The 17,920-nt window shown below is 71.2% G+C and carries 18 protein-coding genes; 15 read left to right on the top strand and 3 right to left on the bottom strand.

What is annotated here, in order from left to right; genetic code table 11:
* Positions 1-6: 6 nt before the first annotated feature.
* Positions 7-261 (top strand): hypothetical protein, encoded by a 255-nt coding sequence (locus tag ACZ60M_RS14815; protein WP_465418345.1) that lies wholly within the window; start codon positions 7-9, stop codon positions 259-261.
* A gap of 115 nt (positions 262-376) precedes the next feature.
* Here the strand turns inward: ACZ60M_RS14815 and ACZ60M_RS14810 are convergent, their stop codons facing one another.
* Positions 377-1,468, bottom strand: a complete 1,092-nt coding sequence (locus ACZ60M_RS14810; protein WP_465418302.1) for a DUF3866 family protein — start codon at positions 1,466-1,468, stop codon at positions 377-379.
* Between the two features lie 129 nt (positions 1,469-1,597).
* On the opposite strand from ACZ60M_RS14810, the gene ACZ60M_RS14805 reads away from it, so the two are divergent.
* The 5 genes from ACZ60M_RS14805 (at position 1,598) to tatC (ending at position 5,281) form a co-directional block, all read left to right on the top strand.
* The gene (locus tag ACZ60M_RS14805) at positions 1,598-2,578 is read left to right on the top strand and encodes a helix-turn-helix transcriptional regulator (RefSeq protein WP_465418300.1); all 981 of its coding nucleotides are present in this window, start codon (positions 1,598-1,600) and stop codon (positions 2,576-2,578) included.
* Positions 2,575-3,510 (top strand): helix-turn-helix transcriptional regulator, encoded by a 936-nt coding sequence (locus tag ACZ60M_RS14800; protein ID WP_465418298.1) that lies wholly within the window; start codon positions 2,575-2,577, stop codon positions 3,508-3,510. The genes ACZ60M_RS14805 and ACZ60M_RS14800 overlap by 4 nt, the downstream gene beginning before the upstream one ends.
* A gap of 54 nt (positions 3,511-3,564) precedes the next feature.
* On the top strand, positions 3,565-3,774 hold the full coding sequence (locus ACZ60M_RS14795; protein ID WP_465418296.1) for a hypothetical protein: 210 nt from the start codon (positions 3,565-3,567) through the stop codon (positions 3,772-3,774).
* 228 nt (positions 3,775-4,002) lie between these two features.
* Positions 4,003-4,281, top strand: a complete 279-nt coding sequence (tatA, locus tag ACZ60M_RS14790; RefSeq protein WP_465418294.1) for a Sec-independent protein translocase subunit TatA — start codon at positions 4,003-4,005, stop codon at positions 4,279-4,281.
* Between the two features lie 22 nt (positions 4,282-4,303).
* A complete protein-coding gene (gene tatC / locus ACZ60M_RS14785; protein ID WP_465418292.1) occupies positions 4,304-5,281 on the top strand; it encodes a twin-arginine translocase subunit TatC in 978 nt (325 codons plus the stop codon).
* A 95-nt stretch (positions 5,282-5,376) separates the two neighbouring features.
* Here tatC and ACZ60M_RS14780 read toward each other — a convergent pair whose 3' ends face one another.
* Positions 5,377-6,114 carry an HAD family hydrolase gene (locus ACZ60M_RS14780; RefSeq protein WP_465418290.1) on the bottom strand — a complete coding sequence of 246 codons (738 nt, stop codon included), beginning with the start codon at positions 6,112-6,114 and terminating at the stop codon, positions 5,377-5,379.
* A 98-nt stretch (positions 6,115-6,212) separates the two neighbouring features.
* On the opposite strand from ACZ60M_RS14780, the gene ACZ60M_RS14775 reads away from it, so the two are divergent.
* Both ACZ60M_RS14775 and ACZ60M_RS14770 read left to right on the top strand, forming a co-directional pair.
* Positions 6,213-8,942, top strand: coding sequence for a DEAD/DEAH box helicase (locus ACZ60M_RS14775; RefSeq protein ID WP_465418288.1), 2,730 nt, complete (start codon positions 6,213-6,215; stop codon positions 8,940-8,942).
* A 63-nt stretch (positions 8,943-9,005) separates the two neighbouring features.
* Positions 9,006-9,383, top strand: a complete 378-nt coding sequence (locus ACZ60M_RS14770; RefSeq protein ID WP_465418286.1) for a VOC family protein — start codon at positions 9,006-9,008, stop codon at positions 9,381-9,383.
* 9 nt (positions 9,384-9,392) lie between these two features.
* On the opposite strand, the gene ACZ60M_RS14765 is transcribed toward ACZ60M_RS14770, so the two are convergent.
* Complete coding sequence (locus tag ACZ60M_RS14765; RefSeq protein WP_465418284.1) at positions 9,393-10,289, bottom strand: 5'-3' exonuclease; 897 nt, start codon at positions 10,287-10,289, stop codon at positions 9,393-9,395.
* 158 nt (positions 10,290-10,447) lie between these two features.
* On the opposite strand from ACZ60M_RS14765, the gene ACZ60M_RS14760 reads away from it, so the two are divergent.
* The 7 genes from ACZ60M_RS14760 to ACZ60M_RS14730 all read left to right on the top strand — a co-directional run bounded on the left by ACZ60M_RS14760 (position 10,448) and on the right by ACZ60M_RS14730 (position 17,866).
* Positions 10,448-11,233, top strand: coding sequence for a transporter substrate-binding domain-containing protein (locus ACZ60M_RS14760; protein WP_465418283.1), 786 nt, complete (start codon positions 10,448-10,450; stop codon positions 11,231-11,233).
* 32 nt (positions 11,234-11,265) lie between these two features.
* A complete protein-coding gene (locus tag ACZ60M_RS14755; protein ID WP_465418339.1) occupies positions 11,266-12,048 on the top strand; it encodes an amino acid ABC transporter permease in 783 nt (260 codons plus the stop codon).
* Entirely contained in the window at positions 12,045-12,800 is a 756-nt protein-coding gene (locus tag ACZ60M_RS14750) for an amino acid ABC transporter ATP-binding protein (protein ID WP_465418281.1), read from the top strand. The genes ACZ60M_RS14755 and ACZ60M_RS14750 overlap by 4 nt, the downstream gene beginning before the upstream one ends.
* Before the next feature lie 13 nt (positions 12,801-12,813).
* Positions 12,814-14,397 (top strand): amidohydrolase, encoded by a 1,584-nt coding sequence (locus ACZ60M_RS14745; protein ID WP_465418279.1) that lies wholly within the window; start codon positions 12,814-12,816, stop codon positions 14,395-14,397.
* Positions 14,398-14,896: 499 nt separating this feature from the next.
* A complete protein-coding gene (gene lnt / locus ACZ60M_RS14740) occupies positions 14,897-16,549 on the top strand; it encodes an apolipoprotein N-acyltransferase (RefSeq protein WP_465418337.1) in 1,653 nt (550 codons plus the stop codon).
* 13 nt (positions 16,550-16,562) lie between these two features.
* The gene (locus ACZ60M_RS14735; protein WP_465418277.1) at positions 16,563-17,354 is read left to right on the top strand and encodes a polyprenol monophosphomannose synthase; all 792 of its coding nucleotides are present in this window, start codon (positions 16,563-16,565) and stop codon (positions 17,352-17,354) included.
* The gene (locus tag ACZ60M_RS14730) at positions 17,351-17,866 is read left to right on the top strand and encodes an FxsA family protein (RefSeq protein WP_465418275.1); all 516 of its coding nucleotides are present in this window, start codon (positions 17,351-17,353) and stop codon (positions 17,864-17,866) included. The genes ACZ60M_RS14735 and ACZ60M_RS14730 overlap by 4 nt, the downstream gene beginning before the upstream one ends.
* Positions 17,867-17,920: the final 54 nt, after the last annotated feature.

The following is a 17,920-nucleotide window of genomic DNA, read 5'->3' as shown; positions in this document are numbered from 1 at the left end:
CCGGTCGTGGCCGAACGGAACACCGACGGCGAGGCCGCCCCGCGAGGGGCGGCCGAGCCCGGACCGGCCCGCGGGGGCCGGGAGCGCCGGGGCGCGCTGAGCTCGCTCGACCCGGTCGCCGTTTATGAGCGGCGCACCTCGCGCATCCGCGAGGAGATCGCCCGCAACCGCCGCGGCGAGTACACGGTCCCGACCTGGGTACTGGCGCTCGCGCTGGCCGCGGTCGTCGGCGTGTGGGTGCTGGTCCTGTTCGTGCTGTGAGGCATCGGCGCCGGGGCACGCCGAGTGTCGGCTCGGCGCTGGGAAAGGGCCCCCGGTTGCAACCGTAGGGCGGGGTACCTGAAGCCAGGCTGAAGCGGTGGTGTCGGCTGGCCCGCTATTCGCGGTGGGTGGCGAGTTGGGCCGCGTGCCTGCCTGCTGCCGCCGCCGCTACGAAGTAGACGCGGTCGCGGTCGAGGCCTCTGCCCATCGTGGACAGCTTGACCGGCAGGGCCTCCATGGCCTCGACGAGACCGGAGCAGTCAACCTCGATCTGGCGGTGGCGTTCGGGCAGCTCGGCGAGCTGACCCCTGATCTTGGCGTCGAGCTCCGCCGGGAGCTCGTCCGGTACCGGCACGTCCGCCCCGGCCAGCGCGACCTTCGCGTACGCCGTCATCGAGTGGTGCGAGATCCCGCGGTGCCGCTCCCGGGCATCGCCCTCGGAGATCCGCAGCGACGCCACCGGCCTGCCGCCGAGCACCGCCGCAGCGTTGACCGCCTCGCCCGCCGCGGTCCCCGAGAACCCCCACACCGTGCCGGTCCCGAGGTTCCCCGGGCCCTGCGCCACGATCGCGATGTCGGCGCCGCCGACCACGCGCGCCGCGATGAGCGCGTTGTGCACGTTCGTCGCCTCGAGGTCCCCGCCGAAGCACTGCCCGGCGGTCACCGTCGTGCAGAGACGATCCGAGAGCTGGTCGAGCTGGCGGGAGAACCACGCCGGGAGCGAACCGCCGTCGGTCATGACATAGGCGACGCGCGCGCCGGGCGCGGTCGCTTCGATGCCGGCGAGGATCGGCGCGAGCGCCGAGTGCAGGTCGGCCACGACCACCGGCATCCCGCCGAGGTCCTCGCAGGCCTCGACGGCCGCGCGGTGCGGCGAATCGTCCTCGTCGACCGCCAGGCGCATCGCCTGCAGCGGCGTATACCGGGCCTTGACGATATGCCCGGGGGCGTCGACGTCGGCCGGGAGCCGGTCGGGGACGGCCACGACCAGCGCGTACCCGCCCGTGCCCAGGCCCTTCGCGATCGCGTTGCAGTTGAGCAGCACCCGGTCGCCCACCACGGGCGAGCCCACGAGCTCGTCGTAGGCCAGGCCCCGGCAGGAGAACGCGTCCTCGCCCTCGCGGGCCTCGACGTCGACCTCCAGCTCGGTGCAGCCGCGCCAGCCGCCGCGCACGCCGGTGACAGTCCCGTATCGCCATCTGATCACGCCCGGACCCTACCAAGCGCGGCCGGAACCGGTGCGGCCCACCGAGCCCGCACCGCCGCCCCCGGTAGGCGGGCGGCACGCGGGCGGGCGTGCTGGCAGCGCCTCCGCCGCCTGGCATAGGCTGGGCGGGTGTCCAACGATCGCACTGAACGACTGGTGAACCTGGTGCTCTGCCTGCTGTCCTCGCGGCGCTTCCAGACCTCCACCAGGATCGCCAGGACCGTTCCCGGCTACGAGCACAACCACGACGACAAGAAGGCCCACGACGCGTTCCAGCGCAAGTTCGAGCGCGACAAGGCCGAGCTGCGCCGCATCGGCATCCCGCTGCAGTCGGGCATCGACTACCTCGGCGACGGCGAGCCCGGCTACCGGATCGCCCGCTCCGACTTCGAGCTGCCGCAGATCGAGTTCACCGACGCCGAGGCCGCCGCCGTGGCCGCCGCCGCGCGCCTGTGGCAGCAGCCCGACCTCCAGTCCGGGTCCTCCGACGCGCTCCGCAAGCTCCGGGCCGCCGGGATCGACGTCGAGTCGCACGCCGCCGCGTCCCCGGTCACGTCCCTGCCCGGCGCCGAGGCCGCGCTCGCTCCGTTCCTCGAAGCGGTCGCCTCGCGGCGCGCCGTCGTCTTCGACTACTTCGGCCCGCGCGACGAGACCGCCCAGCAGCGCCGCATCCAGCCGTGGGGCTGCGCGGCCTGGCGCGGCCGCTGGTACGTCGCCGGGTACGACCTCGACCGCGGCGCGCAGCGCTGCTTCCGGCTCTCGCGCATCAGCGGCAAGGTCCGCCTCACCGGCCCCGAAGGGGCGTTCACGATCCCCGACGGCGTCGACGTGCTCGCGTTCGCCTCCGCGTCCGAGGACCGCCAGCTGCCCAGCCGCGCCACTGTCCTCGTCCGGCCCAAGCGCGCCTGGGGCGTGCGCCGCCGCGCCGACCAGATCGGCCCGCGCACCCCCGAGGGCGACCAGGCCTGCTTCTCGTACACCGACACCGCCGCGACGGCCGCCTGGCTGGCCTCGTTCGGCGCCGACGTCCTCGTCACCGAACCGCCCGAACTGGTCAAGGAGACCGTCGCGTGCCTACAGGCCCTCGCCGACGAGGAGGAGACGCCGTGACCCAGCAGAACCGGCTCGCCCGCCTCCTCAACCTCGTCCCCTATCTCGTCGCCCGCCCCGACGGCGTCCCGATCGCCGAGATCGCCGCGGACTTCGGCGTCGACGCCGACCAGATCCAGTCCGACCTCACCATGCTGTGGATGTGCGGCCTGCCCGGTTACGGCCCCGGCGATCTGATCGACATCGCGTTCGACGCCGACGAGGTCCGCGTCCTGTTCGCCGCCGGGATGGACCGCCCGGTGCGCCTGGCCGCCCACGAGGCGCTCGCGCTCTCGGTCGCCCTGCGGGTCCTCGCCGACACGCCCGGCGTCGGCGACCGCGCCGCGATCGCGTCCGCGCTCGACAAGCTCGCCGCCGCCGCGGGCGAGGCCCCCGCCGACGTCACCGTGCGCGACACCGTCACCGACCCGCGGGCCGAGCGGTACGCCGCGCTCGTCGCCTCCGGGCACGCCGCCCGCATCACCTACTACTCCGCGAGCCGCGACACCACCTCCGAACGGGTCGTCGACCCCATCGAGGTCGTCGCTGCCGACGGGCACGCCTACCTGCGCGCCTGGTGCCGCGCCGCGGGGGAGATCCGCCAGTTCCGCATCGACCGCATCGACGCCTGCTCCGAACTCGACGAGCCCTCCGAGCCGCTGCGCCTGACCAACGAGCCCGCGCCCACCGCGTTCCTCGCCTCCGAGCTGCCGCGCATCCAGCTGCTGCTCGGGCCCGGCGCGACCAGCGTCACCGACGCCTACCCGTGCGACGAGATCACCGGCGAGGCCGACGGGCGCCGCCGCGTCACCATGCGCGTGCGCGACCTCGACTGGGCCCGCCGCTTCGTCCTCGGCCTCGGAGGCGAAGCGGAGGTCCTCGCCCCCGAGGAGCTGCGCGACGCCGTCCGCCACACCGCCCGCACCGCGCTGGCCCGCTACCAGAACGCCTGAGACCCGCCGCCGGGCCCGCTCGAACCCGACCGGGCCCGGCGCTAGACTGACCCGATGATCTGGGCGATAACGGTCGTGCTGGCACTCGCCGGACTCGTGCTCCTGGCCATAGCGGCCGCACGCCTCCTCGGCCCCCTCAAACAACTCCGATACGGGCTCGAACGCGTCCAAGAACGCGCAGGAGAACTACAGGACCTGCAAGAACGCCTGAACGCGACGCTCGCCGAAGCCGAACGCGCCACTGCCGCACTGCCCAAGCAGTGACGCACCACCGTCACCGCCGCCACATTCTGATAAAGATCAGGGTTCCCGAAGGCTCCAGTGTTGACGGAAGTGTCAAACGTCGGTCATGCTTGTCCGGCTCGACGATGTCGTAGCCACGCCACCGCAGGTGAACCCGGTACCAAGCCGAGACTCAGGCTCCGTGGCAGCCGCCTTCCAAGCGGCATACGATGGTTAACGTCACCGACATATATCCGGAGGGACCGAACAATGGGTGCATTGAAGCCCTGGCACATCATCATTCTCGTCGTTGTCATCTTGCTGGTGTTCGGCTCCAGGAAGCTTCCCGACATGGCGCGTGGTCTGGGTCGCTCCATGCGGATCCTCAAGTCGGAGACCGAGGCCATGAAGAAGGACGGGAACAATCCCGAAGAGGACGGCGACACCCGCGCCGAGCCCAAGCACACGCGCGAGCCGCTCGACCCGCCGCAGCCGGTCAACGAGTCCGTGATCGACGGCGAATCGGTCGACCACAAGAAGACCCGCTAGCCCGGAACCGGTCGTTACGCATATGGCTGACGAACCGCCACGGCGCGCGAGCAAACGCAAGTCCAACTTCCAGCGCGCCTCCGACGGCTCCATGACGCTCATGGAGCACTTCGCCGACCTGCGGAACCGCTTGCTCGTCTCGATCCTCGTGATTCTGGTGGGCACCGCGGTCGCCTTCTACTTCGCCGACGAGCTCATCAAGTTCCTGGCCGACCCGTACTGCTCGGCTCTGGGCAGCGGCGAAGAGTCCGGCGACGGGGCGCAGTGCGAGGCGGTGCTGAACTCGCCGATCTCGCACATCGCCCTGATGCTGAAGATCTCGCTGTACTCGGCGCTGGTCGCGACCGCCCCGGTCTGGCTCTACCAGCTCTGGGCCTTCATCGCGCCCGGGCTGCACCGGAACGAGCGCCGGTACGCCTACCTGTTCATCGGGATCGCCGCGCCGCTGTTCCTGGCCGGCGCGGTCCTGGCCTACTTCGTGGTCTCCCACGGCATGGAGTTCATCATGCTGCTGGCGAGCCAGGACTTCGTCATCCTGCTGAACCTCGAGGACTACCTCAACTTCTTCATCTCGGTGATGATGGTCTTCGGCATCGGCTTCGAGTTCCCGCTCATCATGTTGATGCTCAACGTGATCGGACTGGTCAACGCGAAGCAGATGCTGGGCTGGTGGCGGATCGTGGTCGTGGTGAGCTTCATCTTCACCGCGGTGTTCACGCCCACGCCCGACCCGTTCGGCATGACGGCGCTGGCGATCTGCATGCTCGTGCTTTACCTGGCCGCGTGCGGCGTCGCCTACCTCAACGACCGGCGCAAGGGCATCGTCTACGACGACGGCGGCCTGAGCGACGACGAGGCCGGTGACATCGGTTCCGCCGACGACATGACCGCGACCGCCGACATCGGCGCCAGCGATCTCGGCGCTGAGGACTACCCGGGCGAACCTGAGCGGCGCGGCCGCTTCGGCCGCCGCGTCGACGGCTACGACGACATCACCTGAGTCCGTTGAGGACGAAGGTCGAGCATTGAGGAAGGGCCCCACCGCTGTCGCGGTGGGGCCCTTTCAGCGTCTTCGGATATAGAGCCTCTTGCGGGCTAGCAGCTGCCGCGTACGAGCCGCAGCACGGCCTCCAGGCCGACCATGCGGCCCGCCTCGGCGTGCGGCACCAGGTAGCAGCGGGCGCCGATGCGCGCCGCCCCCGCGTCCGCCATGCTGTCGCCGACCATGAGCACCCGGCCCGGCTCCGCGTCGAGCGCGTGGCACGCCGCGTAGAAGATCTTCTCGTCCGGCTTGCAGTAGCCGACCTCGCAGGACAGCACCCACTCGTCGATGAACCGGTCGATCCCCAAGCGCCGCAGGATAGGGCGTGGGTCGAAGCCGATGTTCGACACCAGCGCGATCGGATACCCCTGCGCCTTCAAGGAGACGAGCGTGCCGATCGTGTCGGCGTAAGCGACCCAGCCTTCAGGGGACGCGAGCCGGTCGTAGAGGGCCTCGCTCAAGCCGTCGAACACGCCGTGGGCCTGCTCGGCCAGCGCCGTGTACGCCTCGCGGTGCGCTTCCTCGTCGAGGTCGCGGTCGGCCCAGGCGTCGGCGAAGTGCGGCCGTACCCGCGCTTCCATGCCCGCGCCGACCCAGCCCTGGGCGCCGATCGCGTCGGCGAGCGCGGTGACGGCCATCGGGTCGAGTTTGCGCCCGCACGCTTCCGCTGCGAGCATCACCGAGCGCGTGAGCGGTTCCACCTGCGCCAAGGTGCCTTGGAAATCGAACAGGACCGCGTCGACCCCTCCGCGTCCCGCATCGTCATCTCCTGGTGAGGAATCCCGGTGCACAGACGGACGATACCCGGCCGTGTAGGCGTCGTCACAGCCGGGTGCGGAGCCGCGTTACCGGAGTGCCCTTGTCGGACCGGCAGACTAGTGTGGGGAGCATGGTTACCGCCGACGTGCCTTACGCCGACGACCGCTCCCCGGCTCAACGCCACGCCGCCGCGCAGGCGCGCCGGCAATGGCCTCAGCTGGCGGCCTTCGCGGGGGACTACCCGTTCGAACTCGACGACTTCCAGGTCGAGGCCTGCCGCATCCTCGAAGGCGGTCACGGCGTGCTCGTGTGCGCGCCCACGGGCGCGGGCAAGACCGTGGTCGGCGAGTTCGCCGTGCACCTGGCGCTGGCCGAGGGCGCGAAGTGCTTCTACACGACCCCGATCAAGGCGCTGTCGAACCAGAAGTTCAACGACCTCGTGGCCGCGCACGGCGCCGAGAACGTGGGGCTGCTGACCGGCGACACGGTCATCAACGGGGAGGCGCCGATCGTCGTGATGACGACCGAGGTGCTGCGCAACATGATCTACGCGGGCTCCTCCACACTGCACGGACTGCGCTATGTGGTCATGGACGAGGTGCACTACCTCGCCGACCGCTTCCGCGGGGCCGTGTGGGAGGAGATCATCATCGAACTCCCGCAGGAGGTCCGGGTCGTCTCGCTTTCTGCGACGGTCTCGAACGCCGAGGAGTTCGGGGACTGGCTCAAGAGCGTGCGCGGGTCCACTGAGGTCGTGGTCTCCGAGACGCGGCCGGTGCCCCTGTGGCAGCACATGATGATCGGCGGCGTACTGTTCGACCTGTTCGAGCCCGACGGCGACTACGTCTCCAAGGAACTGCTCAAAAAGGACGCCCGGGCGCGCGAGCGCAACGAGGGCCGCCAGGGCGGGCGCCGCCGCGGCGGACGGCCCTATGTGGACCGGGGCCGGGTGGTCTCGCGCCTCGACCAGGCCGCGCTGCTGCCGGCCATCTACTTCATCTTCTCGCGCGCGGGCTGCGACGCGGCCGTGGACGAGTGCGTGCGGGCCGGGCTGCGGCTCACTGACGGGCGCGAGCGGGACGAGATCGTGGACTACGCGACCGCCGCGGTCGCCCACATCGACCCCGCCGACCTCGACGCCGTCGGGTTCGACCGGTGGCTCGCGGGCCTGGGCGCCGGGATCGCCGCCCACCACGCCGGGCTCCTGCCGGTGTTCAAGGAGGTCGTCGAGAAGCTGTTCGAGCGCGGCAAGCTCAAGGCCGTGTTCGCGACCGAGACGCTCGCGCTGGGCATCAACATGCCGGCGCGCTCGGTGGTCCTGGAGCGGCTCATCAAGTACGACGGCTCCGACCACGTCATGCTCACCCCCGGCCAGTACACGCAGCTGACCGGCCGGGCCGGGCGGCGCGGCATCGACGTCGAGGGCCACGCGGTGACCGTGTGGGCCGAGGACGTGCGCCCCAAGGAGCTCGCCGGGCTCGCCTCCAAGCGCACCTACCCGCTCAACTCGAGTTTCGCGCCCTCGTACAACATGGCCGTGAACCTCATCGGCGCGGCCGGTGTCGAACGGGCGCAAGAGGTCCTGGCGTCCTCGTTCGCGCAGTTCCAGTCCGACTCCGAGGCCGTGCACATCGCCGAGCAGGCCCGCACCCTCAACCGCCGCGCGGCCGAGGCCGCCGAAGGCGCCGAGTGCCATCTGGGCGACTTCCTCGCCTACTACGACCTGACGCAGCAGCTCTCGCAGGCCGAGCGCGGCGCGCAGAAGCGCCGCAAGGGCGCCCTGCGCGACGAAGCCCGCACGAACCTCGAGAAGCTGCGCGGCGGCGACGTCATCTGGATCTCGCGCGGCAAGCGCACCGGCTGGGCCGTGTTCCTGCGCCCCACCGGCGGTTCGCGCCACCACGACCCGCGCTGGTCGGTGCTGACGGCAGACGGCTGGGCCGGGACGCTGGAGACCTCCGCGTTCGACGGCGGCGTGCAGGTCGTCACCCGTATCCGCATCGACAAGCGGTTCGACCGGCGCGACCCCAAGTCCCGCACCGATCTCGCTTCGAGCCTGCGTGAGGCCACAAGGGACCGCTCGCGCCCGACCCGGCGCGGCGGCGCTGCCGAGACCCCCGAGATCGCGCAGCTGCGCGAGGAGGTCAGGGCCCACCCGTGCCGCCTGTGCCCCGACGCCGGGCAGCACACCGTGCACGCGTCCCGCTGGTCGCGGCTCAAGCGCGAGGGCGAGCTGCTGCGGCGCCGCTCCGAGCGGCGCGAGCACTCCCTGGCGCGGCAGTTCACGGCCGTGCGCGAGGTCCTCAGCGAGTTCGGGTACCTCGACGGCGAGACCGTCACCCATGACGGCCGGCTGCTGCGCAACCTGTTCGTGGAGACCGACCTGCTGGTGGCGCAGTGCCTGCGCGACGGGATCTGGGAGGGCCTGGACCCGGCCTCGCTGGCGGCGATCGCCTCGACGGTGATCTACGAGTCCCGGTTCGAGGAGGACGAGTTCTTCGTGGCCGTGCCCGGCCCGATCGTCGACCCGGTCGCGAAGACCGTGCGGCGCTGGGAGGCGATCCGGCGCGCGGAGAACACGCGGGGCCTGTCGCTGATCTCGCGCCCGCAGATGGGCCTGGCCTGGCCGATCTACCGGTGGACGCGCGGCGAGGAGCTGTCGAAGGCGCTCGCGGCCGCCGACGGCCCGTGGCCGATGCCCGGCGGCGACTTCGTGCGGTGGGCGCGGCGCACCGCCGACCTGCTGCACCAGATGGGCACCGCTGCTAGATATATCGGCACCGAGTCATCCAATAAGCTCGCCGACGCCGCCTACGAAGCGGTGGACGCGATCCGCCGCGGCGTCGTCGCCGACGTCTAGACCGCTGTACCGATCGGCACGGCCCCCGGCCGTGCCGATCGTGCGCTCCTGGAAGGAATCCCCGTGCACCGCAGCCGCCTCTCGACGGTCCTGATCGACACCCCCGACGCCGACGCGGCGACCGTGTTCTGGTCGGGCGCCCTGGGCGCGCCCGCGAAGCCCGCTGTGGGGGAGGAGCACTTCCGCGTCCTGGAGGGCGCCCTGCCCGGGCTCGTCACGGTGGTACAGCGCATCGACGAGGGTGAGCCGCGCATCCACGTGGACATGGAGACCGATGATCTCGACGCCGAGACGGCGCGGCTGGTCGCGCTCGGCGCCCACGAGGTTTCGCGGTGGCTGGAGTGCCGGACGCTGCGCGCGCCCGGCGGCCACATCGTGTGCGTGATCCCGGTGCACTCCGACCGCGCCGAGTTCGAAGCGGCCGCGACCGTCTGGGAGTGAGCTAGGGCCTTAGGCGCTGATGGCCTCGTGGAAGCGCTGGAGCGCTGAGGCGACGCCCCACTGGGCGGCGAGCGCCTCGACCGCTGCAGGGTCCTTCGGGGCGGCGGGCAGGGCCGCGTCGACCACGGGCACGTCGACGTCGGCGACGACCGTGGAGGTCTTGACGGCCCGGTCGAGGTAGTCGCCCGCCTCGCTGATCGCCTTGCGCTGGCGCTCAGGCAGATCGGAGCCGTCCTCGGCCGCCGCCGCTTTGAGCCCGGCGATACCGCCGTACGTGTTCACGAGCGTCACGGCCGTCTTCGCGCCGATGCCCTTGACGCCGGGCAGCCCGTCGGAGGGGTCGCCGCGCAGGACCGCGAAGTCCACGTAGTGCTCCGGTGCGACGCCGAACTTCGTCGCGACCGCCTCACCATCGAACAATTCCGCTTTAGATATCCCGCGCGCGAGGTATACGACTTTGCGGTCCCGGTCGTCGTCGACGAGCTGGAACAGGTCCCGGTCGCCGGTCACCACCAGCACCGGCTCGGCGGTGCGCGCCGCCAGGGTCGCGATCACGTCGTCCGCCTCGAACTGCGGGTGCACCGCTGTCGCCACGCCGAGCGCCGGGAGCAGCGCCTCGATCGCCGCGACCTGGTCGTCCAAGCCTTCCGGGGTGTCCTCCGCGCCGTCCGCCTGCGCCCGCGCGGCCTTGTACCCGGGCATCAGGTCGATCCGCCACTGCGGCCGCCAGTTCCCCTCCAGGCAGCACACCATCCCGGTGGGGGAGTGCTTGCGCGCCAGCACGGCCAGGCCGTCGAAGAAGCCCCGCACCGCCCCCGAGCGCCGCCCGTCCGGGGCCTTGATCGAGGAGGGGAGCCCGTAGTAGGCGCGGTACCACAGCGAGGCGGCGTCGATGAGCATCAGCATGCCCACCACTTTCTCACGCGGCTGTGACAGAGCGTGCGAACGCCGATTCGACCGGGCCCTTTAGTGCGAAACCAGCCACATTTTCCACCAGCTGGAACAACTATGGGAGTGTCCGACCGGAATGATCAGCGAATCCGTCAACAATGAGGAGCCCTCAGGTGAACACCAACGCCCGCCGCGCCGCCGCCGCACTGGCCCTGATCGGGACCGGGCTGGCCGCCGCCGCCTGTACGTCGGACTCCGGCGACGACACCACGCTCACCGTCTGCACGAACGTCCCGTTCGAACCCTTCGAGTACCTCGACGGCAGCGAGTACGTCGGCTTCGACATGGACCTCATGAACCTCCTCGCCGAGCGCCTGGACCAGACCGTCGAGGTCGTCGAGATCGACTTCGACTCCATCGGCTCCGGCTCGGCCCTGAACGCCGGCACCTGCGACATCGCCGCCGCCGGGCTCACCATCACCGAGGAGCGCCAGGAGGCCATGGGCATGTCCCAGGCCTACTACCGGGCCGACCAGGCCCTCGTCGTCGCCGCCGGCTCCACCGTGACCGGCCTCGACGGCCTCTCCGGCATGCAGGTCGCCGTCCAGTCCGGCACCACCGGCGAGACCTACGCCAACGACAACGCCGCCCAGTACGGCTACGAGGTCGTCGCCTTCGAGACCATGGGCGACATCAACGCCGCGCTCACCTCCGGCAGCGTCGACGCCTCCATCGCCGACCTCGCCACCTGGAGCGCCATGATCGGCGACTCGACCGACCTCACCTTGGTCACGCCCATCGAGACCGAGGAGCACTACGGCTTCGCGGTCCAGAAGGACGACACCGAGCTCCTCGGCGAGGTGAACGCCATGCTCGACGAGGCCTTCGCCGACGGCACCTACGCCGAGCTGTACGAGAAGTGGATCGGCGAGCCCTACACCGGGGACGCCGGTCAGTAGTGGACGCCGCAACCGAGACCCCCGTACGGCGCATGGCGCCGAGGCAGCGGCAGCGGCTGTCGCGCACGATCCAGTACGTCGTCATCGCCGCCGTCGTCATCGCGCTGGCGGTCGTGGCCGACTGGGGCCGCATCGCCGACTCGTTCTTCCAGCTCGACATCGCCGCCGCCATGTTCCCGGCGGTGTGGACGCCGTTCTGGAACACGATCGTCTACACCCTCCTCGCGTTCGTGTTCGGCATGGTCGTCGGCGTGCCGATCGCGCTCATGCGCGTCTCCGACTTCGGCCCCTACCGGTGGTTCGCCACCGCGTACGTCGAGGTCTTCCGCGGCCTGCCCGCCCTGCTCGTGCTGTTCCTCGTCGGCTTCGGCGTGCCGCAGGCGTTCCCGGGCATCCAGTACCCGGGCGGGGTCTACGGCCAGGTCGCCATCGGCCTGGGCCTGACCTCCTCGGCCTACATCGCCGAGAGCGTCCGCGCGGGCATCCAGGCCGTCCCCAAGGGACAGGTCGAGGCGGCCCGGTCGCTCGGCATGAGCCACACCCGCACCATGGTCACCGTGGTCCTGCCGCAGGCCCTGCGGATCGTCATCCCGCCCTTGACGAACGAGCTCGTGATGCTCACCAAGGACTCCAGCCTCGTGTTCGTCCTCGGCGTCACCACCTCGACCATGGAGCTGTCCAAGTTCGCCCGCAACGAGCTGACCTCCGAGGCCAACGCCACGCCGCTGCTCGTCGGCGGCCTGCTCTACCTGCTGCTGACCATCCCGCTCGGTCTGCTGGCCCGCCGCCTGGAGAAGCGAGGAGAACCCCGATGACCGCCGAAGCGAACCCGATCGTCCGGATCGAAGGCCTCTACAAGCGCTTCGGCGACAACGAGGTCCTCAAAGGCATCGACCTCGAGATCGCCGAAGGCGAGGTCGTGTGCCTCATCGGCCCCTCCGGCTCCGGCAAGTCCACGCTCCTGCGCTGCGTCAACCTCCTGGAGACCCCCACCGAGGGCACCATCACCGCCGCCGGGCACGACCTGACCGGCCCCGACGCCGACCTCGACCTCGCCCGCCGCGACATCGGCATGGTCTTCCAGCACTTCAACCTGTTCAGCCACATGACGATCCTCGACAACCTCGTCATCCCGCAGCGGCGCGTGTGCAAGACCCCCAAGGACGAGGCCGTCGCCACCGCCCGGCGCCTCCTCGCCGAAGTCGGCATCGAAGGCAAGGAGCAGGCCAAGCCCTCCCAGCTCTCCGGCGGGCAGCAGCAGCGCGTCGCCATCGCCCGCGCGCTGGCAGTCAAGCCCCGGCTCATGCTCTTCGACGAGCCGACCAGCGCCCTCGACCCCGAGATCGTGGGCGAAGTCCTGCAAGTCATGAAGGGCCTAGCGGCCGAAGGCATGACGATGCTCGTGGTCACGCACGAGATGGGGTTCGCGCGCGAGGTCGCCGACCGGGTCCTGTTCCTGGACGGCGGCGTCATCGTCGAGTCCGGGCCGCCCGCCGACGTCCTGACCAACCCCAGGACCGAGCGGGCCCGCACGTTCCTCCACCGCGTCCTGCACCCCGTCGACTGACATCATGGGAGGCATGAGCCTCCTCCAGAACACCGCTGCGGCCGAGCGCGTCCTGTGGCGCGGCGGGCGCGTGCTGAGCCCGACCAGCCCCGACGCGACGGCCCTGCTCACCGCAGGCGACCGCATCGAGTGGGTCGGGCCCGAAGCCGACGCGCCCGCCGCCGACCGCACCGAGGACCTCGGCGGCGGGCTCGCGACGCCCGCGTTCGTCGACTCCCACGTGCACCTCACCGCCACCGGGAACGCCCTCGCGGGCCTGCACTTCGCCGCCGACCGCTCCGCCGCGGCCGTGCTCGACCACCTCGCCGCGTTCGCCCGCACCGCCCCCGCCGACGCGCTGATCCTCGCCGGAGGCTGGGACGAGACCACCTGGGACGACCCGGCCCTGCCCACCGGCGACCAGGTCGAACACGCCGCAGGCGGCCGCATCGCCTACCTCTCGCGCGCCTGCGGGCACACCGGGATCGCCACGCCCCGCCTCCTCGCCGAGCACCCCGAACTCGCCGCACACGACGGCTACGACCCCTCCGGCGTGCTCACCCGCGCCGCCCACAAGGCCGCCCGCGCCACCCTCGGCGCCCGCGTCCCGGTCTCCCAGCGCCTCGCCCTCGCCGAGTACGCGCTCGCCACAGCAGCGCAGCGCGGCATCGCCGCCGTCGTCGAGCACTTCATCCCCGTCGCCGCCGACCCCTTGGGGGAGAAGGAGTTCCAAGGCCTCGTCGAACTCGGCCAGCAGCCCGGTAACCCCTCCGTGCACGGCTGGTGGGGCGAGCTGCGCGCCGCTCAGAAGGCCCGCGACCTCGGCGCGCACGGCTGCGGCGGCGACCTCTCCGCCGACGGCTCCCTCGGCGCCCGCACCGCGTTCCTGCGCGAGCCCTACCGCGACGCCGACACCCTCGGCGCCGAGTACCTGACCGCCGACGACGTCGCCGCGCACCTCCTGGACTGCCACGAGACGGGCCTGCCCGCCGCGTTCCACGCCATCGGCGACGCCGCGATCCAGAACGTCCTGGACGGCCTCGACCGGGTCGAACCCGTGCTCGGCCTCGACGCGATCCGCCACGCCCGCCACCGCATCGAGCACGCCGAACTGCTCGACGCCGCCCTCATCGCCCGCATGGTCCACCACGGCGTCCACGCCTCCGTCCAGCCCGCGTTCGACGCCGCCTGGGGCGGCCCCGACGGCATGTACGCCACCCGGCTCGGACGCGAACGGGCCCTCGCCGCCAACCCCTTCTCGAAACTCGCCGGCGTCGGCGTCCCCCTCGCCTTCGGATCGGACTCCCCGGTGACCGCACTCGACCCCTGGGGCGGCGTGAGAGCCGCCGTGCGCCACCGCAACCCCGTCTCCCGCCTCCCGATGGCCGCGGCCTTCACCGCGGCCACCAGAGGCGGCTGGAGGGCCCTCGGCATCGACGACGCCGGAGCGCTCGTCCCGCACACGCGCGCGAATTTCACAGTGTGGGAGCTCACGGAAGGGGGACTCCCCGACCTGAGTGATCCCGGCGTCCTGGATCCGAAGTGCTCGATGACCGTCGCCGACGGCCAGCTCATCTGGTCGACCGCCTGGCCAGCGCCGACTCCGCGGGAAGCCTGACGCGAGAAAAATTGTGGGACCAAAATTCCGACCCGGTTGACGCCATCGGCGCAGTTTGGCTTACGGTGGTCTGGTCCTCGGCGGACGACCGGAAACGGAAGCCCGCCGAACGTCGGGGGCGACTCGACTTGCTTTGCTCCCACGCAGACTGGACAAGGTGGCAGCGCGGCCGCACTGCTACCGGCGGCCAGGTCCAGATCGCGGGGGTCGGCGGAGGAAGGCGAGCCGGTCGCCGGTGGTGGACCCGCAGCAGACGCAGGAGATCCCTAGACAACAGCTCGTAGACGCTCAGCCAGACGGGTGCGAGTTGGTCCGAAGATCACCAGCGGACGCCGCAGGGGACACCGGCCGTACAGGGACTGGGAGAAACCCGTGCGAGGGGCGTAGCCGGACACAGCTACGCCCCTTTGCCATACCCGCAGTACGCTAGAGCCCCAACCGGCCGGGCGAGGACTCCTCGCCTACCGCGTACCAGCGAGGAGCGCCCTACTTGAGCACCGTGATCGACGACGACCGCGACGCCGCCCCGGCGCCCGAGCAGGCACCCCCGGCGACGAAGCGCCGCCCGCTCGTGCTGACCGGCTCCCCGCTCGGACGCCGCCTCACCCTCCCCGCCGCGCTCCTGGTCGCCATCGCCTCCGGCCTGCTCGCCGTCCTCGCGTTCCCGCCCTACGGCGCCTGGCCCCTCGCGGCCGTCTCCGTCGCCGGACTCGGCGCCGCCGTCCACCGCAGGCGCCTGCGCGGCGGCCTCGGCGTCGGCTTCGTCTTTGGGCTGGCGTTCTTCCTGCCCCTGCTGGCCTGGTCCTCCACGCAGGTCGGCCAGTGGCCCTGGCTGTTCCTGTGCGCGCTCGAAGCCCTCGGCATGGGCCTGCTCGGCATGGGCCTGGCCGCCTGCTCGCGCCTCATCGACACCCACCGCTGGACCTGGGCGCCCCTCACCGGCGTCGCCTGGGTCGCCGAAGAGGCCCTGCGCTCCCGCCAGCCCTTCGGCGGCTTCCCCTGGGGCAACCTCGCCTTCAGCCAAGCCGAATCGCCCACCGCCGCCGCCATCTGGCTCGGCGGCGCCCCATTCCTGAGCTTCCTCGTCGCCCTCTCGGGCGGGTTCCTCCTCGCCGCCGGGTTCGCCTTGGCGGCACAGCGCACCGCAGGGGTCAAGAAAGCCGCCGCCTTCACCGCAGCCGCCGCACTGACCGCGCTGGCGCCCCTCGCCCTGCCGATCAACTCGACCGCGCCCGACGGCGACACCATCAACGTCGCCGTCGTCCAAGGCAACGTCCCCCGCCTCGGACTCGGCTTCAACGAGCAGCGCATGGCCGTCCTCGACAACCACGTCCAGGCCACCCACGACCTCGCCGACGCCGTCAACGAAGGCACCGCCGAGCGCCCCGACCTCGTCGTGTGGCCCGAGAACGCCTCCGACATCGACCCGTTCCAGAACGAGGACGCCTACATCGCGATCAGCGGGGCCGCAGCCGCCATCGGCGCGCCCATCGTCCTCGGCGGCATCGTCCACAACGACGACGGCACCCGCTCCAACATGACCATCGTCTGGGACCCCCAGGACGGCCCGGTCTACATGTACTCCAAGCGCCACCCCGTGCCCTTCGCCGAATACGTCCCCTACAAGGGCTTCTTCAGCACCGTCGCCGGATGGATCGACCCGCGCATGTCCGAAGGCCTCGACAACGTCGCCGGATTCGAGCACGGCCAGAACCCCGGCATCGTCGAAGTCGGCGACTACACCCTCACCGGCCTCATCTGCTTCGAGATCGCCTTCGACGCCGAGACCCGCGCCTCCGTCCTCGACGGCGCCCAGCTCATGGCCGTCGGCACCAACAACGCCACCTTCGACACCAACGAGGCCCAGCAGCAGCTCGCCATGGTCCAGCTGCGCTCCCTCGAGCACGGCCGCGACGGCCTCATGGCCTCCACCGTCGGCGTCTCCGGCTTCACCGACCACACCGGCGAGGTCTCCCAGGCCACCGAGTTCAACACCGCAGCCGTCATCCAATCGGACCTGACCCTGTCCGACCGCTCGACTCCGGCCTCCACAGTGGGTATCCTTCCTGAAGCGGTCCTCACCGGAGCGGCACTGGTGGCCCTGGCCTGCGCCATCTTGACCAACCTCAAGCACCGCCGCAGCCAGACCTAGGAAGCCGAACGCCATGAGCCAGACACCGGACCGGCGCCACACCGGCTACGACACCAGTCCGGCCATTGTGGCCATTCCCACCTACAATGAGCGCGACAACATCGAGACCACCGTCGCCGCCGCCCTCGCCGGATGCGACCGCATCGACATCCTCATCGTCGACGACTCCTCACCCGACGGCACCGGCGACATCGCCGACACCCTCGCCGCCGCCAACGAACGCGTCCACGTCCTCCACCGCGCCGAGAAGCAGGGCCTCGGCGCCGCCTACCTCGCCGCCTTCGACTGGGCCACCCGGCACGGCTACCGGACCGTCGTCGAGATGGACGCCGACGGCTCCCACGACCCCGCCGACCTGCCCCGCCTCCTCGAAGCCCTCGACGACGGCGCCGACGTCGCCATCGGCTCCCGCTACATCCCCGGCGGCGCCGTCCGCAACTGGGCCCTCCACCGCCTCGCCCTCTCCCGCGGCGCCGGCGTCTTCACCCGCGCCATGCTCGGCCTCAACGTCAAAGACGTCACCGCCGGATACCGCGCCTACCGCCTCGACGGCCTCCACAAGCTCCAGCTCGACACCGTCAACTCCGTCGGCTACTGCTTCCAGATCGACCTCACCTGGCGCGCCGTCAAAGCCGGATTCGACATCCGCGAAGTCCCCATCGTCTTCACCGAGCGCCGCGCCGGCGCCTCCAAGATGAGCGGCGCCATCACCGTCGAAGCACTGTGGAACGTCAGCCGCTGGGGCCTGGCCCATCGCACGCGCCAACTCAAGAACGCCCTGCGGCGTGGCAGAATCGAAGGGTGACGTACCAGCAGCCGCCCGCGGCGCCCAAACGCGCACCGTTCGCCTTCCGGCTCGCGCTGGCCATCTGGGTCATCGCCGAGGCCGCCGCGTTCATCGGCCTCGTGTACCTGATCGGCCTGTTCTTCACGCTCCTGATCTTCGTGGGCACCACCGTCCTCGGCGTCTTCCTGGCGAGCTACCTGGGCCGCAAGTCCTTCGCGTCCGCCCGGGACTACCTCAACTCCGGCGGCGACCCCACGCGGGAGCTCCCGAACGGGTACGCGCTTGCCGGGGCCGTGTGCCTCATCGTCCCCGGGTTCGTCACCGACTTCCTCGGCCTGCTGCTGCTCTTCCCGCCCACCCGGCTGCTCTTCCGCGGCCTGGGCCGCTGGGTCGCCCGCAGCGCCCCCGTGATGAACTTCGGCGGCGCCGACATCGTCGACGGCGAGGTCGTCGCTGAGAGGGACGCCGACGCGCCGGTCAAGTACGGGGACACGAAAAACGGGCCCCGGTCGATCGACCCGGGCCCGTGAGGCTCGCTTAGCTTCTAGCGCTTGCTAGCGCTCGCCTGCGCTTCCTGGCGGCTC

The organism is Glycomyces sp. NPDC050141 (assembly GCF_055586545.1).
The sequence above is the reverse complement of the archived record's forward strand: the minus strand, read 5'-3'. Positions and strand labels throughout refer to the sequence as shown.

Coding starts and splice junctions, on each gene's coding strand:
- ACZ60M_RS14755 (WP_465418339.1), top strand. CDS start 11,266: ATGGCGCCGAGGCAGCGGCAGCGGCTGTCGCGCACGATCCAGTACGTC.
- ACZ60M_RS14735 (WP_465418277.1), top strand. CDS start 16,563: ATGAGCCAGACACCGGACCGGCGCCACACCGGCTACGACACCAGTCCG.
- tatC (WP_465418292.1), top strand. CDS start 4,304: ATGGCTGACGAACCGCCACGGCGCGCGAGCAAACGCAAGTCCAACTTC.
- ACZ60M_RS14795 (WP_465418296.1), top strand. CDS start 3,565: ATGATCTGGGCGATAACGGTCGTGCTGGCACTCGCCGGACTCGTGCTC.
- ACZ60M_RS14765 (WP_465418284.1), bottom strand. CDS start 10,289: ATGCTGATGCTCATCGACGCCGCCTCGCTGTGGTACCGCGCCTACTAC.
- ACZ60M_RS14775 (WP_465418288.1), top strand. CDS start 6,213: ATGGTTACCGCCGACGTGCCTTACGCCGACGACCGCTCCCCGGCTCAA.
- ACZ60M_RS14745 (WP_465418279.1), top strand. CDS start 12,814: ATGAGCCTCCTCCAGAACACCGCTGCGGCCGAGCGCGTCCTGTGGCGC.
- ACZ60M_RS14750 (WP_465418281.1), top strand. CDS start 12,045: ATGACCGCCGAAGCGAACCCGATCGTCCGGATCGAAGGCCTCTACAAG.
- tatA (WP_465418294.1), top strand. CDS start 4,003: ATGGGTGCATTGAAGCCCTGGCACATCATCATTCTCGTCGTTGTCATC.